This is a genomic window from Streptomyces angustmyceticus, from assembly GCF_040701845.1.
Taxonomy (GTDB): Bacteria; Actinomycetota; Actinomycetes; order Streptomycetales; family Streptomycetaceae; genus Streptomyces; species Streptomyces angustmyceticus_A.
The window spans coordinates 118,294-142,201 of the sequence record NZ_JBFBHQ010000003.1; the positions used below are offsets into that span (position 1 = coordinate 118,294).

A 23,908-nucleotide genomic window follows, 5' to 3' on the forward strand; every position below is an offset into this window, starting at 1 on the left:
CCTGCGCCCTGCCACGCGCCCGCCCTGTCGAACGCGCCCCCCGCACCGGAGCGGCTGTGTCATACCTGCGTCCGGTGAAAGTTCCTGAACGACCGGGACGGCGTCGGACCGCGCTGCCCCTGGTAGCGGGAGCCGTACTTCTCGCTCCCGTACGGGTGCTCGGCCGGCGAGGTCAGCCGGAACATGCACAGCTGCCCGATCTTCATGCCCGGCCACAGCTTGATCGGCAGCGTGGCGACATTGCTCAGCTCCAGCGTCACGTGCCCGCTGAACCCCGGGTCGATGAACCCGGCGGTCGAGTGCGTCAGCAGCCCCAGCCGTCCCAGCGAGCTCTTCCCCTCGAGCCGGGACGCAAGATCGTCGGGCAGCGTGATGACCTCGTACGTCGAGGCCAGCACGAACTCGCCCGGGTGCAGGATGAACGCCTCGTCGCCCTCGGGCACGACCTCACGGGTCAGGTCGGTCTGCTCGGTGGCGGGGTCGATGTGCGGGTACCGGTGGTTCTCGAACACCCGGAAATAGCGGTCGAGCCGCACGTCGATGCTGGACGGCTGCACCATCGACTCGTCGTAGGGGTCGATGCGCACCCGACCAGCATCGATCTCGGCCCGGATGTCCTTGTCTGAGAGAAGCACGCAGATGAGGATACGCGCCCGCACCACCCCCTCCACACGACGAGGGGCCCGGCCCCCACCGGGGGAGCCGGGCCCTGATCACTCCTCGCTTCTGCTGCCTGCCGCCGCGTCTCCTACGACGTACCGCTGCGTCTCTGCCGGCGTACGGCTGCGTCTGTCGCGACGTACCGCTGCGCCGTGGACCGCTACCGCTTGGCGTGCTCGACGGGCACCGAGTGCCGCAGCCGAGCACAGCGCGGGCAGCGCAACAGCCGTCCGGGACCGAGCCGGTCGGTGGTCTGCATCGGGAACGAAGCGGTGCTGAACACGTGGCCCTCGGCACAACGTACGACGGTGCGCTCCATCAAGTCCCTCTCCCAACTGCGTGGACAACAAAAGCCACATTAGGGGATGAACTGGGCGCCTCTGCACGCGGCACTCCGACGCCCCACGGTACGCCTCAACTCCCGCACCCCGCACCCGCATCCCGGCCCCGCGCACCCCCGCACCACACGCCCCGGAACACCCCCCGACACCCCCGCCGGACCCCCCGGACACCCCACCCGGGCATGCCAAATGCACCGCGACGCGGCGATGGGGTAGAGTGTGCGACGATGTTCCGCCCTCGATCCGAGGCGGAGTCACGCGGGTGTAGTTTAATGGTAGAACATGAGCTTCCCAAGCTCAGAGCGCGGGTTCGATTCCCGTCACCCGCTCCATAGATGAAGGCCCAGGTCAGTGACCTGGGCCTTGTTCGTTGTCCAACCCGCTTACAGGCCCGCGCACCACTTTCGCACCGCTCACCATCGCGACCGTCGCGCGCGTCGTAGCGGCCGATCGGGAAGCACTGGGCTGACGCCCCTCGACCGACCGGATGCCATGAAGCCGCGGCCCGTCCACACGGCCGCGTCGGACCGGTCGGTGTCAGAGGTGGTGGGCCCGGCAACGGGTGGGCCAAGTGCGGTGCTCAGTAGACCAGTCCGGCGCGGTAGGCGTAGCGGACGGCTTGTGCGCGATCGCATACGCCGGCCTTCGCGAAGATGCGGTTGATGTGCGTCTTGACCGTGGCGCGGCTGAGGTAGAGGCGTTCACCGATCTCTGCGTTGGACGGCCCCTGCGCGATCAGTGCCAGGACCTCTGTCTCACGGGCGGTCAACGGCTCCGGCAGTGGGGCGGGGACGTCCCGCATCGGCTGAGCCCGTTCGGGAGTTGCGGTCGGAAAGGCCGACGCCTCGCGGTCCGGAACTGACGCGGACTGTGGCAGCAGGCCCGATGTGACGGTCGCGACCAGACGTTCCTGCACTACCGGATCCATCCACGTCAGGCCCTGGTGCACGGCGCGGATCGCCCGTTCGAACTCGTCCGCACCCGCGTCCTTGGTGAGATATCCCTTCGCACCCGCTCGCAGTGCGGGAAAGACCGACCTGTCGTCCGCATAGGTCGTCAGCACCAGCACAGCGATCCGCGGGGCTTCCTGGCGCAGCGTCCGGGTTGCGGCGAGGCCGTCGGTGCCGGGCATCGCCAGGTCCATCAGCACGACATCGGGACGGTGTTCGTGGGCCATCGCCACCGCCTCGGCGCCCTCGGCCGCACCCCCACGACCTCCATGCCCGCATTCAGGCCGACCAGCAACATCAGGCCCTCGCGGGCCACCCGCTGGTCATCGACGACCAGCACCCTGACAGGTGCCAGAGAATCGCTCACGCCGGATCTCCCTCTCCACGGTCCAGCCCTGCCCGGCGGGTCCGGCACCGATGCGGCCCCGACCCGCGTGTCCGGGCCGGCAGAGAGGTGGCGGGTGTACCGGCCGCTGCCACTTCCTGGTGCAGCTTCCCTCGGATCTGGACGACAGAAGCTCGGTCATCGCCTTCAGAGAAAACCTGTCACGGCGGTGGTAGACATGCCACCCCCCGAGGGTTAGGCTTTTGCTCGTAGCCAAGAGATCGAAAGGCACGGCAGGGGTCGAACTGCCGTGCGTGCAGTGTCAGAAGAGGCACGGCAGTGGAGTAGCGGGGCCGAAAGGTATGCAGGTGGGCCCCGCGACTGGCTGCCGGGCCGGGCGGCCCCTGGGGCCGCGAGCGGGATCTCAGGATCCCGAGTAGCAAGCAGGCCGGCAGAAGGACGAGAAGGAGGCAGACGCCATCAGGATCGCCCGGGCGAGGAAGTGAGTCCGCTCGGGTACCGCAGGCCCCGGATTGGAAGGTGGTCCCCGGTCACGCATCCGCGATCCCCGCACTCCCCGCCCTCTCCCGGGCGACGATGCGGAAACAGAAAGCCGGCACCGCAGTAAGCCGGCAGATGGTGTTCAATCCCTCGGGGCCCTGGTGCGTGTTCGGCACCAGGGCCCCACGACGCATTCCCCCATCAGAGGTGCAAATGACCGCAGAAATCTCTCACGACCGTCTCAACGACGAGGACTATCCCGCCTACACCATGGGTCGAGCCGCCGAAATGCTCGACACCACCCCCGCCTTCCTGCGGGCCCTCGGTGAGGCCAAGCTGATCACGCCGTTGCGTTCCGAGGGCGGCCACCGCCGCTACTCCCGCTACCAGTTGCGTATCGCCGCACGCGCCCGCGAACTCGTCGACCAGGGAACCCCCGTCGACGCCGCCTGCCGCATCATCATCCTCGAAGACCAGCTCGACGAAGCTCAGCGCATCAACGAAGAACTGCGCACTTCGCCCTCCGGGCCCCGCCTCGAGACCGACGGCTGAAGTCCGTTTCCGCGCCCGCGCACGGCGGCCGCGCCGGGGACGTTCAGTCGGCGTCGGACAGGCCGGCGTCACAGCTGACCCGCAGCAGCCACGCAGACGAGCTCCGTCGATATCGTCGCCGGAGCTCTTCGCCGTCATCCTGACGCCAACCGGGCTGAGCACCGCGGTCGAGATGTCCCCTGATCCGGCGGCAGTCCGAGGCTCCGCGCCGTCCGGTCAGTCCCGGGCCGGGTGCCCCAGCAAGGCCGACGCCGTCTCCAGTGGTGTGAGACCGGTCGGCGGCACGAGCGCGGCAGACGGGCGGCACACGAAGCCGAGGCGGCTCAGAGCTCGGGTCACTTCACCGGCGGAGAAGTCCCGGCGGTCCTGCCGGGTGATGACCTCCCCGACCTGCTTGACGGGGTAATGGCGGCGACCGATGAGCACGGACTCACCCGTAACGGGTTCGGGTTTGATGCCCTTCATCGCATCCTGCACCTCGGTCTTGAGCAGGTCGAAGGGGAAGCGGGCGATGACGACGCGCATAGTGCCTCACAAGGTCGAAGAGAAGCCGGAAACGGATCGCCGGACCGGGCGGGAGCGGTATCAACGGGTGAGGACGACGACGCCCAGGGCGTGCCCGTCCTCACCCCTCACAGGTGAGACCCGCAGCGCGCGTTCCGTCGCCGGCTGTCTTGCCGGAACGGTCCGCCTGGGGGCGGCGCTGAAGCATCGACGAAAGCCTCCGTGACGAGGGTGATCCGACGAGCTGAGCCTGATTGTCCGTGGACCGGCCTAGGTGGCCGGGGCCGAGGAGGTCTGCCGCGCAGTCGGTGTCGCGGTTCGGGCTGATCCGGCGGCACGGCGGGCCTGGGCGGGGCGGCTGCGGCGGCCGCGCGTGGAGGAGCCACTGCGCTTGGCGCGTTCGACGACCGGTGCGGCAATGGTGACCGGGATGCCGGAGGGTGCCTGGGCGCCGGTGATGCGGCTCAGTTCGGCCTCGCCGGAGCGGACCTGGGTGGACTGCGGGGTGATGCCCGCGTCCGCCATCAGGCGATTCATGGTGCGGCGCTGGTTGGGCAGGACGAGAGTGACGACGCTGCCGGACTCGCCGGCGCGGGCGGTGCGTCCCCCGCGGTGCAGGTAGTCCTTGTGATCGCTCGGCGGGTCGACGTTGACGACGAGGTCGAGGTTGTCGACGTGGATGCCGCGGGCGGCGACGTTGGTGGCCACCAGGACGGTGACCTTGCCGGTCTTGAACTGGGCCAGGGTGCGCGTGCGTTGGGGCTGGGACTTGCCGCCGTGCAGGGCCGCGGCGCGCACGCCGCTGTTCAGCAGGTGTTGGGTGAGGTTGTCGACCGCGTGCTTGGTGTCCAGGAACATGATCGACCGGCCTTCGCGGGCCGCGATCTCGGTGGTGGTGGCGTGCTTGTCGGCACCGTGGACGTGCAGCACGTGGTGCTCCATCGTGGTCACGGCGCCCGCCGAGGGATCGACGGAGTGGACCACCGGGTCGGTGAGGTAGCGGCGGACCAGGAGGTCGACGTTGCGGTCCAGGGTGGCCGAGAAGAGCATGCGCTGCCCCTCGGGCCGGACCTGGTCGAGGAGGGCGGTGACCTGGGGCATGAAGCCCATGTCGGCCATCTGGTCGGCCTCGTCCAGCACGGTGATGGCGACCTGGTCGAGGCGGCAGTCGCCGCGCTCGATGAGGTCCTTGAGCCGTCCCGGCGTGGCGACGACCACTTCGACGCCGCCGCGCAGTGCGCTGGACTGGCGGCCGATCGACATACCGCCGACGACAGTGGCCGTCCGCAGCTTCAGCGGCCGGGCGTAGGGGGTGAGTGCGTCGGTGACCTGCTGGGCCAGCTCCCGGGTGGGGACCAGGACCAGGGCCAGCGGCTGGCGGGGCTCGGCGCGCTGTCCGGCGGTGCGGGCCAGCAGAGCCAGACCGAAGGCCAGAGTCTTGCCCGATCCGGTGCGTCCGCGGCCGAGAACATCGCGTCCAGCCAGCGAGTTCGGCAGCGTGGCGGCCTGGATGGGGAACGGGGCGGACATGCCTTCCGCGCTCAGGGCCGCCCGCAGCGCCGACGGCATGTCCAGCTCGGTGAAGGTCTCGGCCGGGGGCAGGGCGGGAGTGTGGGTGACGGGCAGGGCGAACTCTCCCTGCAGTGTCGCGGGACGCCGTCCGGGGCCCCCGGAACGGCCCGTGCCCGAGCGGTTCGGCCCGCCGGAGCGGTAGCCGCCGCGGCCTGAGCCGGACGAGCGGGAGTAGCGGTCATTCGTGCGAGCTGTGCGGTTCAAGGAGAACCTTCCTCGATGCGGTACGTCGAGGAATTCTCGGCGACAATGAGCCGCACACAGAGAACCGCAAGAACGAACCGATGAATTGAGATGAAACGAAGCGGGGCGGAAATAAGTCGACCCTGCACCGCCAAAGCGGGACGGCAACGCCGCAAAGAAGAGCGAAACAGTTGCCGGAGCATGAATCCGGGCGGATTGCCCGCCGCGTCATAGCGGTCGGGACGTCGAACCGGCTGCCCGCACGCCGCGTGTGCGGCCGTGGTGGGGCACACGGGAAACACGAAAAGCAACGAGCTGGGGCCCGCACCCAAGGTGCGGGCCCCAGCTACGGTGTACGCGTCAGCGTCAGGCGGGAACGATGTTCTCGGCCTGCGGGCCCTTCTGGCCCTGCGTGACGTCGAAGTTCACCTTCTGGCCCTCCTGCAGCTCGCGGAAGCCCTGGGCGGCGATGTTCGAGTAGTGGGCGAAGACGTCGGCGCCGCCACCCTCCTGCTCGATGAAGCCGAAACCCTTTTCCGCGTTGAACCACTTCACGGTGCCAGTAGCCATGTCATATCTCCTTCGGGGCAGTGCCCGGAGCCCACACCGTGCGGGCTCCGTATCGCTGCGTTGATTACCCGTCCGGAAACACACACCGGAAATACGAAAGCGCTCCGCCATGTACGACAGCGAGCACGCTTGAAGTCTTGGGAACCACAACTGCAACTGAGATCGACGGTAGCACGGTACTGGCGGCCGTGCGCGGCACATGATCCCGACGCTTTCGAGAGGGTAAAAAACAACTACCGCCCCCGTGGCCATTTCTGCAGTTGCGGCATGAGATATTCAGCACCGGCGCTCGCCTCTATTCGACCGGAAATGCGCCGCCCTCCTCGGCCACCGCCCAGGCGCCGCAGGCACGGGCCGGCACCATCTGTGCCTGACCGCACCGCACCGCACCGGGTGCAGTTCGTGCGCGCCGCGATGTGGCCCTCACGTTGGGGGATCCGTCCGGCCCTGCCTGAGGCAACCCCGACGAACCTTTACAAGCCGGGTGGCGAGCACGCCGGCCCTGCACACGTGCACCGGCAATCCCGCCGCGGGTTCCCACGTACCCCTCTCTTCCACCTGCGTGCAAGGGAATCTTGACGGCGAGCAGTCGCCTCCCGAAGAGGCCCGTGCCCTCCGCATGCCCCAACGAGCCGTGCATCACGGTCAGTACGGGTCCCCACCGACCCTCTTCCCTCCGCCCACGGCACGCGTGTGCACAGGTCAGATCCACGATGGCGCGTACGCGCCCCGTTGACTCCCAAGCCCAGAGCGCGGGTTCGATTCCCGTCACCCGCGCCATAGTTGAGGCCCAGGTCGGCGACCTGGGCCTTGTTCGTTGTCTGGGCCGGGCCGGGCGTCGCGCACCGGGTCCGCACCGCTTTCCCCTCATGCGACGGGAGGGAGGGCGGTCGCGGCGTTCAGGCGGTCACGCTGCTCGGTGTTCCCGCCCGGCCTGGCGAGTGCTCGCCGTCAGGTCGCGCAACGGGCGAAGGCCTGCACCCGGCCGGATTGGTTCGCCTCGTTTTCGAATCGAATCGTCCACCGTCTGTCGCTCACCGCGCGGTTGCCCGTCACGTCGATGCTGGCGGAGGACACGAGCCAGCCGCCGCTGACGGCAAAGGTGCCCCTGGGGCAGGTGACCGTGACGGTCTCGGTCTGGTTGGCCCCGATGGACCGGACCGGGCTCTCTGCGGTGACGACGCGGGGGTGGGGGGTTTCGTCATCGGCCAGTGCGGGGGACGCCAGGGTGACGGCCAACGCGGGTGCAGCGGCCAGGGCGAGGAGCTTGGTGCGGGACATGCTGTGACCTCTCTGAGTGGTTCGTGCGTTCTCTGCGAATCGAGCGCACCCGCCCAGGCTAGGAAGGGGGCGGTCGGAACCGCCATCCGATGCACCCCATCGGAGTGACGGAATGTCCAGCATCGATTACTGATCGTGGTGGCGCTGTCCGGGGGGCCGGCCGCCAACTGGCCGACGCACGCGGTCTGTTGACCAAAGCTCAGCGACCGTCGCGTCCAATGGGTCGCACCGAGGGGGGCAACGGCTTCCCCTCGGGCCGTGTGCGGGCCGCGAAAGGGCACGCAGGGGCACGCAGGGGCGACCAGCGCTGACCACCGATGGCCGGTCCATCGCAGGCCGGAGCATTGATCGATGGCGTGACCACGGAGCACAGCGGCGGCGCGTCACTGCTTCCCGGCATGCAGGTGGATCAGCGGCCGCCGGCGGGCCTCAGCTCTCGGGGCCGCGGAGCGCTGTGCTGCTCACAGTGGTTTTCGGGCCTTGCCGGAAGCGGCGGGAGGTGTGTAGCGGCTGCCCGCGAAATGACGCAGGGCGGTATCGAGGCCGTCCAGGCGGGTGCTCGTCTCGTCCTTCGCGGGGGAAACGACCGTGCACTTCAGCACCCCCGTACCGGCGCGGAGCGGGGAGGGGATACGGGCGTCCGTTCCTTCCTGCAGGGCCGCTGTCAGGGCGATGCTGCGCCTGTTCCGCTTTCCGGTGAGGGTGACGGAGGCGACGTCCCGCCAGGGGACCGAGAGCGTGTGCGGGCCGTGGTGCACGGAGAGCCCGTCCGCGCCGACCCGCAGCGCCCTGGCCCTGACCGGCAACGAGACCTTCAGCCCGTAGAGCACATGCAGCAGCGTCGAGAGGAATGCGGGTACCAGCGCGGCCCGGGTCTCGCCGACGACCAGCCCGAAGCAGCAGAAGATGCCGGCGATCGTCAACGCCGACACGGCCGGCCGTCGCAGGCGGCGCCGGAACTCCGCAAGGCCCCAGGTGTCCACCGTGAAGGGGGAGAGGGCCGGCGGTTCATCGACTGGCCGGTGCCGACGCGGTGGCGAGACGGGCGGCTCGGCCGCGGGCGTGGGGCCGCTCCCCAGCCGGGGCCCGGTGGCCGCCGGGACATCCGCGGCGGAAACGCTCTGCCGCACGGTGTCGGGAGCGATGCGCGGATCGGGGAGCGTCGCCCGCGGTGCGTCCGCGAGGCGTGCGAGGAGTTCATCGGCGGTGGGGCGGCCCTGCGGAGCTTTGTGCAGGCAGTCCTGCACCAGGCCCCGCAGACCGTCCGGCACCGCGCTGAGATCGGGCGCCTCGTACACCACCCGGAACAGCAGCGCGTGGGAGGTTCCGTCGCCGAAGGCTCCGGCGCCGGTGGCGGCGTAGACGAGCAGTGAGCCGAGGGAGAAGACATCCGAGGGCGGGCCGACCGGCTGTCCCAGTGCCTGCTCCGGCGACATGAAGCCAGGTGTCCCCATGACGGTCCCGGCTTTGGTCAGATCGGTGCCGGCGGTGGTCTCCAGGGCCTTGGAGATGCCGAAGTCGATGACCCGCGGCCCGTCGTCGACGAGCAGCACGTTGGAGGGCTTGAGGTCGCGGTGCACCAGGCCGCTTCTGTGGAACGAGGCGAGCGCTTCGGCCAGTCCTGAGCCGAGCCCGCGCACCTCTCCCTCGTCCAACGGGCCCTGCTGAATGACGCGGGTGTCGAGCGAGGGGCCGTCGACGTACTGGCTCGCGATCCATGGCATGCCGGCGTCCGGGTCGGCGTCGACGACCGGCGCGGTCCAGAAACCGCCCGCCCGCATCGCGAGCTTGGCCTCGCGCCGGAACCTGTCGCGGAAGCCGGGCGTGGCCGCCAGGTCCTCCCGTACGAGTTTCACGGCGACCCGCCGCCCCGTCCCGGACTCGCCCAGGAACACCCGGCCCATCCCGCCCGAGCCCAGTCGGCCCAGCAGCCGGTAGGGTCCGGCGGCCCGCGGGTCTCCAGCTGCCAACGGCTCCATCGCGCTCCCCACACTTCCGTGGTCTCACCCTAGGGGCTGTCCGTAAATGACCTTCAGCGAGGTGAAGGGGGTGGCGTCCGCCGTGGAGCGGCCCGCTCATCCCGTGATCACGAAGACGTCCGTCCCGCGGTCACGAAGGCCTCCGGACCCTCAAGGGAGCAGCGTCTGCCCGCGTCAGACGCCATCCGGCCGCCCGGGGCCCTCCGATTCCCCAGCTCAGAGGGCGCGTTCGGTCCCCGTCACCCGCTCCAACGGGCCAGGCCCAGGTCTCGGACCTGGGCCTGGTGGGTCGTCCCGTCTTTCCGGCGACGCCCGGACGTCCGGCGGTGCCGTCACCGAACGTCCCTGCCCGGTCCGGTTGCGTGCGGACGCGCGCCAGGAGTTGCTCGCGGCGGCCGAGGCCGCCCGGGCTCAACTCGACTGGATCGAGCCGAGCATGTTCAGGCGGGCCGCCCGGCGGGCCGGCCAGATCGCGGCCAGGACGCCGATCAGCAGCGCCAGCGCCAGGAGGATCCCCAGGTCCCGCCACGGCAGGACCGTCTCGTACGCGCTCATCGACGAACTCGCCATACCGCTTCCGGCCCAGGCCAGGAAGATGCCGGCGCCGATGCCGAGCACCGCGCCGAACAGCGAGATCACCACCGACTCCAGCCGGACCATCTGCTTGATTCCGGTGCGGTCGAGGCCGATGGCCCGCAGCATCCCGATCTCGCGGGTGCGCTCGAAGACCGCCATGGCCAGGGTGTTGACGACGCCGAGCACCGAGATGAGGACGGCTATGCCGAGCAGCCCGTACATCATCTTGAGGACGAAGTTGATGGCCCCGCCGCCGCCGTTGATGACCTGCTCGTGGCTTTCGACCTCCATCAGCGGGCTGTCGCCGAGCGCGGCACGGATCTTCTTCTCCAGGCTCGCGGTCTGGCCGGGCTCGGCCTCGACCAGCACGTTGTCGAGCTTGTTGTTCTCGGTGTACGGGAGAACGTCGGTGAGCGTGCCCAGTGCGTCGTTCGTGGTGAGGGTCTTGGCGTAGACGCCGACGACCGTCAGTTTCTTCTTCCGCTGGTTCGCGGCGCCGTCGGCGACGGGGCGCGCGTCGAGAGTGCTGCCGACGTCGAGCTCGGCCTCGGCGGCGAACTCGTCGGAGACCGCGATCTTCCCGGGGCCGACGTCACGCAGCGAGCCGGCGCGGAAGCCGAGCTTCGCGGTCCCGCCGTACGTCGTGGGGTCCGTGCCGGTGATCGAGATGGGCTTGCCCGCGTGGTCGAAGAACCCCACGGCGGTGGGGACCGCCACGGCGACCCCGGGCACTCGCGCGATCTTGGCGGCCGCGCCCGTGTCGAGCCCGGCGGAGTCGCTGTTGGAGACGTTGTAGTCGGCGGTCATGCCCTTGTTCGCCTCCGCGACCAGAGCGCTCTGGGCGGAGTGCCCCACCACGGTCAGACCGGTGACCAGGGCGAGCCCGATCATCAGGGCCGAGGCGGTGGCGGCGGTGCGGCGGGGGTTGCGCAGCGAGTTCTCCTTGGCCAGCTTGCCGGTGACGCCGAAGAGCCGGGTGGTGACCTTGCCGGCCAGGGCGATCAGCGGCCGGGAAAGCAGCGGTGCCATCACGATCAGGCCGACGAGCAGCAACGCGGCGCCGAACATCGCCGTCATCAGGTTGCGCGGGTCGCTGGATCGGAAGCTGGCGACGTTCAGCATCACCAGCACCCCGGCTCCGGTGAACAGGGCGCCGAGCACGTTGCGGACCACCAGGGCGCGGACGGGCGGTGCCTGGTCGATGCTGCTGAGCGCCGTCACGGGGGCGACCTTCGCGGCCTTGCGGGAGGGCAGCCAGGCGGCGAGCACCGTGAAGAGGACGCCGACCACGAGCGACCAGACACACGTCGCGGGCAAGACGACCAGCGGCCCGTCGGGCAGTCCGGCGCCGCTGAGGTTGACGAGCGGGCGCATGACGGTGGCGAGGCCGAGACCGACGGCGAAGCCGGCGGCGGAGGCGCCGAGCCCGACCAGGGCGGCCTCGACGAGGACGGAGCGCACGACCTGGCGGCGCGAGGCGCCCACGGCCCGCATCAGCGCGATTTCCCGGCTGCGCTGAGCGATGAGCATGGTGAAGGTGTTGGCGATGATGAAGGCGCCGATGAACAGCGCGATGCCGGCGAAGCCGAGCAGCGCCTTGGTGAGGGACGTGGTCTGCTCGGTGGCCGTTTTGGCCTCCTCCGCGGCCAGGGCCGGGCCGCTGGTGGCCTTGGCACCCTTCTCGGGGAGCAGTGCCCGCACCCGGTCGGTCAGTTCGCCGGCGTCGACACCGTCCTCGGCCACGACCGCGATCTCGTGGAACTGGCCGGGGTGGAGGAGGAGCTTCTGTGCGGTCCTGGTGTCGAAGAGCGTGAGCGTGCTCCCGGCGACGACCCGCGGATCGTCGGTGGAGACGGTGCCGACCAGCTTCTTGGTCAGGGCGGGACCGTCGACGGCGAAGCGGACGGTGTCGCCGATCCGGTAGCCGGCCTTCTCGGCGGTCTCGGCGTCCAGCGCCAGTTCGCCCTCGGCGGCGGGTCCGCGGCCTGCCGTCAGCGCGAGGCGGCTCTCCTTGCCGGGCAGGTAGTTGGTGGCCAGGTTCCGCCGGGCCTTGTCGGTGTTGACCGGCAGGCCGTCCTTGCCGGCCACGGTGGCGTCGCCGTCGACGGTGGGGTGCACCGCGGCGACGCCGGGCAGCGCGCGGATCTTGTCCGCCAGCGCGGTGTCGAGGGCGCTGGCCGGCTTGCCGTCCGGGCCGTCCGCCGTCCCGGCACCGCTGGACGGCGGCGCGGACCGTACGGCGACGGCCACCCCCTTGAGGCTTTCGCCGGAGGCCTTGCGGAAGGCGTTCACGGTGGTGTCACCGAAGACGAGGGTGCCGGAGACGAAGGCGACACCCAGCATGACCGCGAGCGCGGTCATGATCAATCGGGCTTTGTGCGCAAAGACGTTGCGCAGAGCGGTACGCAGCATGGTCGGAACCAGTCCTGGAGAGATGCCGGGAGGGGGGAGAGGCGATGAGGGAGGGATGCCGTGCGGGAGGAGCGGGTCAGCTCGTCCGGTCCGCGGCGTCGAAGTGCCGCATGCGGTCGAGCACGGTCTCGGGGGTGGGGGCGGCGAGATCGTCCGTGAGCCGCCCGTCGGTGAGGAAGACCACCCGGTCCGCGTAGGAGGCGGCCACCGGGTCGTGAGTGACCATCACCACCGTCTGTCCCAGCTCGCGGACCGAATCCCGCAGGAAGTTCAGGACCTCGGCGCCGGAACGGGAGTCGAGGTTGCCGGTCGGCTCGTCCGCGAAGATGATCTCGGGCCGGCCGGCCAGCGCGCGGGCCACGGCGACGCGCTGCTGCTGGCCGCCGGAGAGCTGCGAGGGGCGGTGCGCCAGCCGCCCGGAGAGGCCGATGGTCGCCACGATCAGGTCCAGCCACGCCTGGTCGGGCTTGCGGCCGGCGATGTCCATCGGCAGCGTGATGTTCTCGATGGCGTTCAGCGTGGGCAGCAGGTTGAACGACTGGAAAACGAAGCCGACCTTCTCCCGGCGGAGCTTGGTGAGCTGCTGGTCGTCCAGGCCGGACAGCTCGGTGTCACCGACGTAGGCATAGCCCCCGGAGAAGGAGTCGAGCCCCGCGATGCAGTGCATCAGCGTCGACTTGCCGGAGCCGGACGGGCCCATGATCGCGGTGAAGCGCCCGCGCCCGAACTCCACGGAGACGTCGTCGAGGGCCACGACGCGGGTGTCGCCCTCGCCATAGATCTTGGTCAGTGCCGTGGCGCGGGCGGCGGCGCCGGAGGGTGCCCTCAGGCCGAGGGTCGGGGTGGCGGACTGCGACATGGTTGCTCCTGGAAGGGGTGCGGGACTCCCGACCATCGTGGCCGCGGCGCACCCCCGTGGGCGTCGCCCCCAGGGCGGGGATCCCCCCTCTTCCGCAGGTCAGAGCCGCCGCGGCCGGGTCATCCGCACGGCCCACGGGTCCTCTGACCAAAGGCAGAGGTCCCAGGGTCCTCGGCCCGAAGGCAGACCCGACGGCTCCCCGTCCGGAGCTAGCGCATGAGCCCGGCCTGGTGCGCCAGCAGCGCCGCCTGCACCCGGCTTTCGCACTGCGTCTTCCCCAGGATCGACCCGACGTGGGTCTTGACCGTCCCCACACCGATACCGAGCCGCGCGCCGACCTCCAGGTTCGACAGCCCCTCGCCCAGCATGACCAGCACCTCCCGCTCCCGGTCCGTCAGCCCCGCCACCCTGCTGTCCGGGGCGGCGGCCGCGGCACCGGCCGGGCCGCCGCTCAGCATCCGGCGGATCACGGCCCCGGTGACGCCCGGGGAGAGCACCGCGTCCCCCGCGGCCGCGGCCCGTACCGCGCGGATCAGCTCCTGCGGCCCCTCGTCCTTGAGCAGGAAGCCCGTGGCACCCGCCCGCAGGGCGCGGGTGACGTTCTCGTCGTCGCCGAAGGTGGTGAGCATGACCACCTTCGGCGCGGGAGCCAGGGCGACCAGCGGTCCGACGGCCGCGAGCCCGTCGTGTACCGGCATACGGACGTCGAGGAGCACCACGTCGGGCCGGTGCTCGGCGGCGAGCCGGACGGCCTCGGCACCGTTGGCCGCCTCGCCCACCACCTCGATGCCGTCGGCGTGCTGGAGGATCACCCGGACGCCGTGCCGGATCATCTGCTCGTCGTCGGCGAGCAGCACCCGGACCACGGAATTTGCCCAGGGGCGCACGGAGTTGGCCTGGTCAGTCATGTGTCGTGTTCCTCCGGGGCGGTTCGGTCGTTTTCTCTGTCACCAAAGGGACCGTGAAACGGTCGATCGCGATCAACGTGCCGGACCGGAAGCAGTAACGGACCATCTCCAGCCGCCTGCCCCGGGGCTCCTCATCCGGGCGCGGATACAGGCAGTCCGTGGCGGAACCCGGCCGCGGCGGCTCGCGTCCGGCGGCGGCCGCGCGCACCTCGTCGCTGTCCGCTGCCACGATGTCCTCCACCCGCTCCCTCGTCATCCCGAGTCGGGGCTCTTCCACGTCCCGGTGGGTCGCATCGGGCAGGGCGGATGCCACCAGCACAATCCCGAATCCCATCACCACCCCTACTCCCAACAGTCCCAGTAGTCCGGTGACGGCTCCGGCCAGCCGTCGCGGCATCACCGACAGGCCGCCACCGGGCTCTTCGAGGGCCGCCCCCTCCTGCCCGTCCGGTGCCGCGTCCGTGGCCTCCGCTGCGGGGCCGGGCTCGGCGGGGATGTCGGCCACCACGGCGAAGCCGCCACCGGGCTCCCGGTGCGCTTCCAGGGCTCCGCCGAGCAGCGCCACCCGCTCCCGCAGCCCGGTCAGCCCTTGGCCGGAGCCGAGCCCCGTCGAGGCGGCGGGCGGGGCGGGCGGAACGCCGTTGCGCACCCGGACCGTCACCCGCTCGCCGGTGTGGCGGACGTCGACGGTCACCTGTGCCCCGGCCGCGTACCGGTGGACGTTGGTGAGCGACTCGCGCACCACGCGGTGCACCGCCCGCCGCACCCGGGCCGGCCGAGCGTCGAGATCCGCCCCCGCCCAGCACAGCTCGACGGGAATGCCGCCGCTGCGCGACTCCTCGACCAGCGCCTCGACGTCCGCGCGGGTACCCGTCGCGTCGGTCAGCGCCTCCGCACCGGTGTCCCTGCCCAACGGGCCGAGGACCCCCAGCGCCTCCCGCAGCTCCTGCATCGCGTCACGGGTGGCACTGCGCACCAGAGCGGCCTCGTCCCGCAGTTCGGGCGCCGCCTTGTCCAGCGCCATCTCCAGCCCGCCCGCATGCAGCGAGACCAGGCTCAGCCGGTGCCCCACCAGATCATGCATCTCCGCCGCGATGCGCGACCGCTCACGCATCCGCGACTCGCTGTCCGCCAGCCGCCGCGCCTTCTCGGCGGCGGCCGCCCGCTCCCGCCACGCGCGCACCAACCGGTCCTGCTGCCCCCGGGCCACGCCCGCCAGCCCGGGCACAATGACCGCGGTGAGAGCCAGCACCGCACCGAGCGCGAGCCCGAACGTGCCGCTGCTCACCCCCGACAGGGCCCCGAAGGCCGTGCTCGTCACCATCGCCGCAGCAGCCGCCACCAGCAGCAGCCCGGCCCACCGCCGCACCGTCTCCGCCTGCCGGACCGCCGTGTAGCCGGCCACCGCGGTCAGCAGCGCCACTGCGGGCTGCAGCCCCGTCAGCGCGGCGAGCGCAACCGCACAGGCCGCCGGAAACCGGCGCCGCACCAGTACCACCGCGATACCGATGGCCTGCGGGCCGCCTTCCAGGCCGAGCTGCGACACGCCCTGGGGGACGAGCAGCACCAGCATCCCGGCCAGGACCGCCTCGCCCACCGCCCTCCGTACCCGCCACCCGCACTCCCCGGGACCCGCGAAGGGGCTTCGGGCCGGCCGGTTCTCGATGGCGGGCGGTGCGCTGGACGGCATGACGCCGATTATCGCCGTCCCGTCACAGGAACTCCCTGGTCCTTGAGGGGGACCCCGCCTCTGCCCGAAGACAGAGACGGCCGAGGCGAAGCGCACGGATACCCGCGGGACGAGGAGGCGCACGTGGCTGCCGGCACCGGCGAAGACGATCCGGTGCCCGGCGACCGGGCGGCGGCACCCTCGGGCACCGCACTGGCTTGCACCGCACTGGCTTGCAGTGCACTAGCTTGCACCGCACTAGCTTGCAGTGCATGACTCATGCTGTGTACGGTACTGGCCATGGAGGAAAGATCCACCCCACGCGCCCAGTGGCTACGGGGGGTGCTGGACATGTGCCTGCTGGCCCTGATGGCGGAAGGACCGGTCTACGGGTACGAGATGACCGTCCGGCTCGCAGAGGCCGGGCTCGACGTCGCGGACGGCTCGATCTACCCGGCGCTGGCGCGGCTGCGCAAACGCGAGTTGGTCGAGATCGAACGCCGCAGCGGGGACGGGGGACCCACCCGCACCTACTACAAGCCCAGCGAAGCGGGCATGCGGATGCTCCGGTCGTGGAGCCGCGACTGGAACGCCTTCGCCACGAGCATCGGCTCCATCACCAGCCAGATCACGCGGGAGGAATCATGACGCTGACGGTCGAGGACGCGATACACGAGGCCATGGAGACATGGCGCCGCCTCGGACTGGAACCGGACACGACCGACGAGATGGCCGAAGAGCTGGCAGCCGACCTGACCGCCGCCGCCTTCGACGGCCGGTCGGTCACCGACTACATCGGCGGCGACATCGACGCGCTGGCCACCTCCTGGGCGATCGAACGCGGTCTGCTGCCCACCCCGCCCGTACCTCAAGGAGACCGCCCTCGCGGCGGCCAAGGGCGCGGCCCTACCCGCCGTGGCCGCCGTCGTCCTCTGGCTGGCGGGCACACCCGGCGGCCTCCTCGACCGCAACAGTGAACTCATGCTCACGCAGCCGGACGGACCGCCGCTGGTGGAGGTCCACCACTACCCCAATCCCGGCGTCCCCTTGATGTGGGTGGGCTGGGCCGTGTGCCTGGTCGGCGCCTTCTTCCTCATCCGGCGCACCGTGGCCACGAAGCTCCGGGCCCAGCACGACCCCGCACACGAAGAGACCCTGCGGGCCGTGACCAAGGCCCTTCCTCTCCTTCTCCTGGCAGCGGCCCTGGCAGCCACCGGGCTCAACTTCATGGGTGCTTACGCGTTCGAGTACTTCCAGGGCATCGTCAACGTCCTGGTCGGGCCGTTCGCCATGGTCGGCGTCGTCGCGGCCGGCACCGCCTGGGTCCGGGACCGCACCTGCCCGCCCCTGAACGTGTCCCGGCTGAAGTACCGGACGCCGGGCCTCTAGCCGCGGCTCCCCGCCGTCGAAGGGTGCCGGCGCCCGGCCGGCAGAGCCCGGCACCCCGGCAAAGAGCGCTCCATCACCAGCCGTCCGCCGGGGCCCGTGCCCTCCGCGTACCCCCACGGGCGGTACCGCACGGCCGACGCGGGCCCCACTGCACTTCTCCGCCTGCCTCGCCGCCCACCTCTGCGCAGGCCAGGCGCGCGACGATCCCTGCACACCCCGTTGCTTCCCCAGCTCAGAGCACGGGTCTGATTCCCGTCCTCCGTACCGCAGTTGAGGCCCAGGTCAGTGACCTGGGCCTTGTTGTCGTCCGGGCCGGACCGGACAGGTGCAGCCGTCCCGCACCACCTTCGCGCCGGATCCGCGGCTGAAGACTTCTGGTCGTGCCGCCGCTCCGGGGCCCGCGGGGCCACGGCTTCCGGGTGGCGAAGGACGGCGGGCGGCGGCGCCCGGTACGGATCGTTCATGAAGGCTGCCCTGCTGGTCAGCGGCGTCGCCCGCGATTTCGTCACCGTTCCGCAACAGGCGTGAACCGGGTTGGCGGGTGGCCCGTACAGCCCCGTGTGTGCGGCCCAGTTGGCCGCGGCGATACGCAGCGAGGGAAGGAATCGGCATGGCCGGCGGCAACATCCAGATCAGCCCGGACGAGATGCGGGAGGCGTCGACCTGGCTGCAGAACCAGAAGGAACTGATGCAGCAGAGCCTGCACGAGGCCAACACCAAGATGGACGAGATGGTCGAGGCGGCCTACGCCACCCCCGGTTCGGAGACCAAGTTCCGCCCGTACTGGGAGGAGTACAAGAACGGCACCGAGAAGGCGATCGAAGGCCTCCAGGGTGTCAGCGAGTTCATCAAGCAGGTCGCCGACGCGTTCGTCGACACCGACGACCAGACGTCCGGCTCCATCGGCTGACGTGCCCCGCCTCGTCCGGCCCCGTCCTCCCGGTGAGGGCGGGGCCGGACGGCCGGAGCAGGAGAGGAGACACCGATGGGGCGCATCAGCGTGCCCGTGCAGGACCTGAAGGACACGGCCAGGGAACTCCAGAACATCGGGGATCTGATCGGCGATTCCGCGACGCTCTACCACGCCACGGGTGAGTCCGGCTCGTTCAAGAGCGCCGCCGGTGACTCCCGCCTCGCCGAGGCCCTCGACGGGTTCGACAAGGCATGGGTGGCGGGTCACGAGCGGGTCCACGACAACGTGAAGACGTTCTCCGAGAACACGGACAAGATCGCCGAGAACTTCACGAAGACGGACGAGGACAGCGCCGACTCGCTGGAGAAATCGAAGAAGGACGCGTGACAGGAGACGTCGTGCGGAAGGGAAAGGCGTCATGACGCAGCCGGTCACGGAGCAGCCCGCGGGCGCGCCCACGGGCTACACACTGAGGTTCCCCGACTCCTGGTGGCATCTCGACCTCGACCCGAGCACCCGGGACGCGTCGATCCGCCGCCGTATCGAGTCCGAGGTGGAGAAGGCCCCGCAGCTCTCCCGCGAGCGGGTGGACGCGCTGATCCGCAGTACCCGGCACGCCGCCCGCGAGGCGCACGCGCAGGGCGCGCTGCGGGCGGCGGGGATGGTCAGGATCCTCCGCGCGGGCAGCGGCCCCCTGGTGCTCAGCGCCACGACGGTGGTGCTGCGCATCTCCGTTCCCGAGGACCAGTCCGAGGACCTGGCGGACCTCGTCATGGCGGCCGGGATGCAGCTGGGCACCGCGGCGGAGGGCACCGGACTGCCGCCCGGCGAGGTGGAGTTGGTGGACCTGCCGCACGTCGGGGCGGTCGGGCGGATCAGCAGGATCGAGGAGGTGGACCACCGGGGGACGCCGGTGCCCACCGCGGTGCGGCACACCCTGATCCCGGTGCCGAACAGCCGGGACTACCTGGTGCTCGCCAGTTCCACCCCCAACGTGGATCTGGCCGACCAGTTCTACGACGTCTTCGACGCGGTCGCGGAGTCGTTCCGCTTCGAGGACCCGGCCGGCACGTCCGGCGCAGCGGATCCGGCGGCAGAAGCGGCCGGCGCAGGCCCCATGGGCGAAGCAGACAAGGGAAAGTGAGGTAGCGGCCATGGCGCGTCCAGCGGTGTCCGAATGGGAATCGGTCTTCGGGTTCGAGGACGACCCGACTCCGGGTGATGCGGAGGTGCTCGGACAACTCGCGCGCAGCTACCGTTCCGTGGCCGACAACGCGGGCGACGCCCTCCCCCTCGTCTCCGGGCTGGAGAACCAGCAGGTGGGCGAGGGCAAGACGATGGACAAGCTCCGGGACAAGCTCGGTGACCTGGCCGAGCAGGTGCGCAAGCTGCACAGCTCCTACGACCAGGCGGCCGGCGCCCTGGACACGTATGTGCACTCGCTGCGCGACCAGCAGCGCAACGCCGACAACGCCCTGGAGAAGGGGCGCGACGCCAAGGAACGGCTGGAGTCCGCCACCGAGGTGGTGCGGGCGGCCGGGGCCGACATCGGCCGGCTGGACGCGGCCACCCACCCTCCCGACGACCACGAGGCGCGGGCGAGCACCCGGCGCGCGCTGGACGAGGCCCACAGCAAGCAGTCCACGGCGCAGGGCCACGCCGATGACGCACAGGCCGATCTCGACGCCGCCCGCATGCTGGCGGAGGACGCGCGGCAGGTGCGGGAGGAGGACGCCTCCACGGCGGCGCAGAAGCTGGACGACGCCAAGGACGAGTCCGTCGCGGGCTACAGCCTGTGGGACAAGATCAAGAAGGCGTTCAGCACGGCCCTGGGCATCATCAGCGCGGTGCTGGGCGTGCTGGCGATGCTGGTGCCCGGCCTCCAGGGCATCGGCATCGCCCTGACGATCGGCAGCATCGTGGCCGGCGCGGCGTCGCTCGGCATCAACATGTCGATCATGGCCGAGACAGGCGAGTGGAACGTCCTGGAGGTCGTGCTCGGCGTGGTGGGACTGGTCGGGGGCGGGGCCGCAGCCCTCAAGGGCCTCGGGGGGATCGGCTCGGTCCTCAAGGGGAGCAAGCCCAACTCGATCACGTCGCTCAACAACCGCATCAACGTCCGAGACATCGAGAACCGCACCTGCGCGACCGACCCGGTCGATGTGGCCAGCGGCGAAATGCTGCTCCAGCAGACCGATCTGACGCTGCCCGGCGTGCTGCCACTGGACCTCCGGCGCACGCATCTGTCGACGTACCGCTACGGCCAGTTCTTCGGTCCCTCCTGGGCCTCCACCCTGGACGAGCGCCTCGAAGCCGACGACCGGGGACGGATGTGGTGGGCCCGCGAGGACGGCTCGATCCTGACCTACCCGAGCCTTCCCGCCGCCGACGCGGACGAGCCGGTGTGGCCCGAGGAAGGCCCCCGCCTGCCGCTGACCTGCGCGGGAACCGGCACCACGGGCGAGGTCAGCTACCGCATCGCCGATCCGCACTCGGGCCTCGTCCGCACCTTCGCGGACCACCCCGACGACAACAGCGGCCTGTACTGGCTCACCGGGTGGCAGGACCGCAACGGCAACGAGGTCGGCGTCTCCCGGCTGGCGGACGGCACCCCGACGACGCTGATCCACTCCGGCGGCTACCACGTCACCCTCGAGTGCCCCATCGGCCGCGTCACACGGCTGACGGTCACCACACCCGACGGTCCCGTCGAGGTCATGTCCTACGGATATGACGACGCCGGGAACCTCACCCACGTCACCAACTCCTCCGGCAAGGCGCTGGAGTTCACCTACGATGACCGGTCCCGCATCACCGCCTGGACGGACCGCAACGACTCCACCTACCGCTACGTCTACGACGACGACAACCGCGTCACACAGACCATCGGCCCCGAGGGCTACCTCTCCTCACGCTGGAACTACGACCCCGACCAGCAGCAGACGCACTACACCGACGCCTGCGGCGCCACGACGGTCTACCAGCTCAACGACCTGTACCAGGTCACCGCCGTGACCGACCCCCTCGGCAACACCACCACCTCCGAGTGGGACCGCTACGACAACCTCCTGGCCCGCACCGACGCCCTCGGCCACACGGTCCGGTACGAGTACGACCTGGCGCACAACCCCACCGCCGTCCAGCTACCGGACGGCAGCCGGTCCACGGCGACGTACAACGCACTGAACCTTCCACTCTCCTCGACCGGTCACGACGGGACGACGTGGCACTGTGCGTACGACGAGCGGGGCAATCCCACTGCCTTGACCGGGCCGGACGGGGGCACCCTCAGGTTCACCCACGACCGCGCAGGTGCCATCGCGACCGCAACTGACGCCTCGGGCGCAGCAGCCACGTATGACAACGACGCCGCCGGTCTGCCCCTCTCCGTCACGGATGCCTCCGGCGGAACCGCCCTGCTCGAACGCGACGCGTTCGGCCGCCCCACCGCCCTCACCGACCCACTGGGTGCGATCACCCGCACGGTATGGACCGTCGAAGGCCGCGTATCGGAGCGCACAGCAATCGATGGCCGCACCGAACGCTTCACCTGGGACGGCGAGGGCAACTGCCTCACGCACACCAACCCCGCAGGCGCCACCACCCGTTTCGAGTACACGCATTTCGACCGGCTCGCGGCGCGTACCGACCCCGACGGCGCCCGGTCCACCTTCGTCTACGACGCCGAGCTCCGCCCCACCCGAGTCACCAACCCGCAGGGCCTGCACTGGGATTACACCTACGACCGCGTCGGCCGTCTCATCAAGGAGGCCGACTTCGACAACCGCGAAATCCGTTACGCCCACGACGCGCTGGGCCGGGTCACCTCCCGCACGACACCGCTCGGCGAGGAGATCGGCTACACGTACAACGAACTCAGTCAGCTGACGTCCAAGGACGCGGCCGGGGTGCGGACCGACTACACCTATGACGCCGCAGGCGCGCTCCTCCGCGCGGTGTCCCCCACCTCCACGCTCACTTTCGAGCGGGACATCACGGGGAACCTGCTGTCGGAAACCGTCGACGGACGCACCACCCGCTACACCTACGACTTCATGGGGCGTCGCACCTCCCGCACCACGCCCACCGGCGCGTACACCGAACTCGCCTACGACCAGGCAGGCAGCCGTACCTCCCTGACCTCCGACGGCCACCGGATGGAGTTCACTCACGACCTCCTCGGCCATGAACTCGTCCGCGCACTGGGCACGACCGCCTCGCAGGTCGCCATGACCACAACCTGGGACATGGCTGGTCGCCCCGTCGCACAGGGGCTTACCACCCCGGGCGGGGTCGTTCGGGCCGGCACCTACGCGTACCGGGCGGACAACTACGTCTCCGCCATCACCGACGAGGTGACGGGGACGAGCAAGGCGATGGAACTGGACCGGGTGGGACGCCCGTTGACGGTCACCGCCGAAGGCTGGACCGAGTCCTACGCCTACGACCAGGCAGGCAACCAGACCGAGGCCAACTGGCCCGACAAGGCGCCGCGCACCGAGGCACGAGGCTCCCGGACCTACACCGACACCCGTCTGCTCTCCGCCGGCACGGTCCGGTACGAATACGACGACGCGGGCCGCATGGTGCTGCGACAGAAGCGCCGCCTGTCGAAGAAGCCCGACACCTGGCGCTACGAGTGGGACACCGAGGACCACCTCGTCGCCTGCGTCACGCCCGACGGCACCCGGTGGCACTACACCTACGACCCGATGGGCCGCCGCACCGCCAAGTACCGCATGGCGGAGGACGGCGTCACGGCGGCCGAAGCCGTGTACTTCACCTGGGACGAAACACGCCTGGCCGAGCAGACAGACAGCACCACCGGCGTCATCCTCACCTGGGACCACGAGGGCCACCGCCCCCTCACGCAGCTGGAGCGCAAGCCGAGGAGCGAGGACGAGTTCGACTCCCGCTTCTTCGCCCTCGTCACCGACCTCGTCGGCACCCCCACCGAACTGGTCGATGAGCAGGGCACCATCGCCTGGCGCTCCCGGACCACGCTGTGGGGCGTCACCACACGCAACCGGAACGCGATCGCTCACACACCGCTGCGTTTCCCGGGGCAGTACGAGGACCCCGAAACGGGCCTGCACTACAACTACTTCCGGCACTACGACCCCGAGACGGCCCGCTACACGACGCCGGACCCGCTCGGCCTCAAACCCGCCCTCAACCACCACACCTACGTCAAGAATCCCCTGGCGTGGACCGACCCCCTCGGCCTCGCGCCCTGCACTGCGACGTACGGCCCGCTGACCAACGGCGCCGGCAGCTCCATGAAGGTCAAACTGGGGCCCAACTCCAACTTGACCGGAAAGTCCCCGTCGGTCAAGCCCGCCTGGTGGCCGACCGGAAACGGGCCCACGGCGCTGTGGTTCCAGAAGCAGATGGTGCAAGGACATCTGCTGAACGAGCATCTCGGCGGGCCGGGCAACACCCTGAGCAATCTGACCCCGTTGACGAAGACCGGAAACCTGAACCACCTCAACTCCATCGAACGGACCGTGAAGAAGGAAGTGGCAGCAGGAAACACGGTGGAGTACGAGGTCATCGCGCACTACGGGAAGGTCACCGGGGCGGACCTGGGGGCCACTGGCCAGGTTGCCGCCGACATCGATCGGAACTACTCGTCGCTGATTCCCGAGTACCTCTCGTGCTACGCCACGGTGTACAACAAGCAGGGCGCCCACATGTACGGAGAAGGCTGGCAAGTACGCAACACGAAGTGACTCGGGCGACAGAGTCGACGTTCGACGCCGGC

General features: G+C 70.3%; 19 protein-coding genes, 1 tRNA gene and 1 pseudogene. 9 read left to right on the plus strand and 12 right to left on the minus strand.

Going from position 1 to position 23,908, the window contains the following annotated elements:
* Positions 1-59 precede the first annotated feature (59 nt).
* Both dcd and AB0411_RS07940 read right to left on the minus strand, forming a co-directional pair.
* Positions 60-635 (minus strand): dCTP deaminase, encoded by a 576-nt coding sequence (gene dcd, locus AB0411_RS07935; protein WP_086719340.1) that lies wholly within the window; start codon positions 633-635, stop codon positions 60-62.
* A gap of 185 nt (positions 636-820) precedes the next feature.
* The gene (locus AB0411_RS07940) at positions 821-943 is read right to left on the minus strand and encodes a hypothetical protein (RefSeq protein ID WP_267908576.1); all 123 of its coding nucleotides are present in this window, start codon (positions 941-943) and stop codon (positions 821-823) included.
* Positions 944-1,259: 316 nt separating this feature from the next.
* Here AB0411_RS07940 and AB0411_RS07945 point away from each other — a divergent pair.
* A tRNA-Gly gene (locus tag AB0411_RS07945) sits at positions 1,260-1,333 on the plus strand.
* 248 nt (positions 1,334-1,581) lie between these two features.
* Here AB0411_RS07945 and AB0411_RS07950 read toward each other — a convergent pair.
* Positions 1,582-2,249: pseudogene (locus tag AB0411_RS07950) on the minus strand (response regulator).
* A gap of 741 nt (positions 2,250-2,990) precedes the next feature.
* Here AB0411_RS07950 and AB0411_RS07955 point away from each other — a divergent pair.
* On the plus strand, positions 2,991-3,329 hold the full coding sequence (locus tag AB0411_RS07955) for a MerR family transcriptional regulator (RefSeq protein WP_366416402.1): 339 nt from the start codon (positions 2,991-2,993) through the stop codon (positions 3,327-3,329).
* Positions 3,330-3,545: 216 nt separating this feature from the next.
* Here AB0411_RS07955 and AB0411_RS07960 read toward each other — a convergent pair whose 3' ends face one another.
* From AB0411_RS07960 to AB0411_RS08000, 9 genes are all read right to left on the minus strand, one after another.
* Complete coding sequence (locus AB0411_RS07960) at positions 3,546-3,854, minus strand: SCO5918 family protein (protein ID WP_366416403.1); 309 nt, start codon at positions 3,852-3,854, stop codon at positions 3,546-3,548.
* Between the two features lie 249 nt (positions 3,855-4,103).
* Positions 4,104-5,609 carry a DEAD/DEAH box helicase gene (locus tag AB0411_RS07965; protein WP_366416404.1) on the minus strand — a complete coding sequence of 502 codons (1,506 nt, stop codon included), beginning with the start codon at positions 5,607-5,609 and terminating at the stop codon, positions 4,104-4,106.
* Positions 5,610-5,954: 345 nt separating this feature from the next.
* A complete protein-coding gene (locus AB0411_RS07970) occupies positions 5,955-6,158 on the minus strand; it encodes a cold-shock protein (protein ID WP_006604711.1) in 204 nt (67 codons plus the stop codon).
* 951 nt (positions 6,159-7,109) lie between these two features.
* Entirely contained in the window at positions 7,110-7,439 is a 330-nt protein-coding gene (locus AB0411_RS07975) for a hypothetical protein (protein ID WP_366416405.1), read from the minus strand.
* A 461-nt stretch (positions 7,440-7,900) separates the two neighbouring features.
* Positions 7,901-9,409, minus strand: coding sequence for a serine/threonine-protein kinase (locus AB0411_RS07980; protein ID WP_403145533.1), 1,509 nt, complete (start codon positions 9,407-9,409; stop codon positions 7,901-7,903).
* Positions 9,410-9,829: 420 nt separating this feature from the next.
* Positions 9,830-12,406 carry an ABC transporter permease gene (locus tag AB0411_RS07985; RefSeq protein WP_366416407.1) on the minus strand — a complete coding sequence of 859 codons (2,577 nt, stop codon included), beginning with the start codon at positions 12,404-12,406 and terminating at the stop codon, positions 9,830-9,832.
* 76 nt (positions 12,407-12,482) lie between these two features.
* Positions 12,483-13,265, minus strand: a complete 783-nt coding sequence (locus tag AB0411_RS07990; RefSeq protein WP_366416409.1) for an ABC transporter ATP-binding protein — start codon at positions 13,263-13,265, stop codon at positions 12,483-12,485.
* A gap of 209 nt (positions 13,266-13,474) precedes the next feature.
* Positions 13,475-14,173: a response regulator transcription factor gene (locus tag AB0411_RS07995; protein WP_366416410.1), complete on the minus strand. Its 699-nt coding sequence runs from the start codon at positions 14,171-14,173 to the stop codon at positions 13,475-13,477.
* Positions 14,166-15,863 carry a sensor histidine kinase gene (locus tag AB0411_RS08000; protein WP_366416411.1) on the minus strand — a complete coding sequence of 566 codons (1,698 nt, stop codon included), beginning with the start codon at positions 15,861-15,863 and terminating at the stop codon, positions 14,166-14,168. Before AB0411_RS08000 ends, AB0411_RS07995 begins: the two co-directional genes overlap by 8 nt.
* Positions 15,864-16,142: 279 nt before the next feature.
* Here AB0411_RS08000 and AB0411_RS08005 point away from each other — a divergent pair, with 279 nt between their 5' ends.
* From AB0411_RS08005 to AB0411_RS08035, 7 genes are all read left to right on the plus strand, one after another.
* Positions 16,143-16,490 carry a PadR family transcriptional regulator gene (locus AB0411_RS08005; protein ID WP_366416412.1) on the plus strand — a complete coding sequence of 116 codons (348 nt, stop codon included), beginning with the start codon at positions 16,143-16,145 and terminating at the stop codon, positions 16,488-16,490.
* On the plus strand, positions 16,487-16,819 hold the full coding sequence (locus AB0411_RS08010) for a hypothetical protein (protein ID WP_366416414.1): 333 nt from the start codon (positions 16,487-16,489) through the stop codon (positions 16,817-16,819). Before AB0411_RS08005 ends, AB0411_RS08010 begins: the two co-directional genes overlap by 4 nt.
* Before the next feature lie 4 nt (positions 16,820-16,823).
* A complete protein-coding gene (locus AB0411_RS08015) occupies positions 16,824-17,231 on the plus strand; it encodes a hypothetical protein (protein ID WP_366416416.1) in 408 nt (135 codons plus the stop codon).
* A gap of 610 nt (positions 17,232-17,841) precedes the next feature.
* A complete protein-coding gene (locus AB0411_RS08020) occupies positions 17,842-18,141 on the plus strand; it encodes a WXG100 family type VII secretion target (protein ID WP_366416417.1) in 300 nt (99 codons plus the stop codon).
* 75 nt (positions 18,142-18,216) lie between these two features.
* Entirely contained in the window at positions 18,217-18,531 is a 315-nt protein-coding gene (locus AB0411_RS08025; protein ID WP_366416418.1) for a hypothetical protein, read from the plus strand.
* 31 nt (positions 18,532-18,562) lie between these two features.
* Positions 18,563-19,288, plus strand: coding sequence for a hypothetical protein (locus AB0411_RS08030; protein WP_366416419.1), 726 nt, complete (start codon positions 18,563-18,565; stop codon positions 19,286-19,288).
* Between the two features lie 10 nt (positions 19,289-19,298).
* Positions 19,299-23,876, plus strand: a complete 4,578-nt coding sequence (locus AB0411_RS08035; RefSeq protein WP_366416420.1) for a DUF6531 domain-containing protein — start codon at positions 19,299-19,301, stop codon at positions 23,874-23,876.
* Positions 23,877-23,908: the final 32 nt, after the last annotated feature.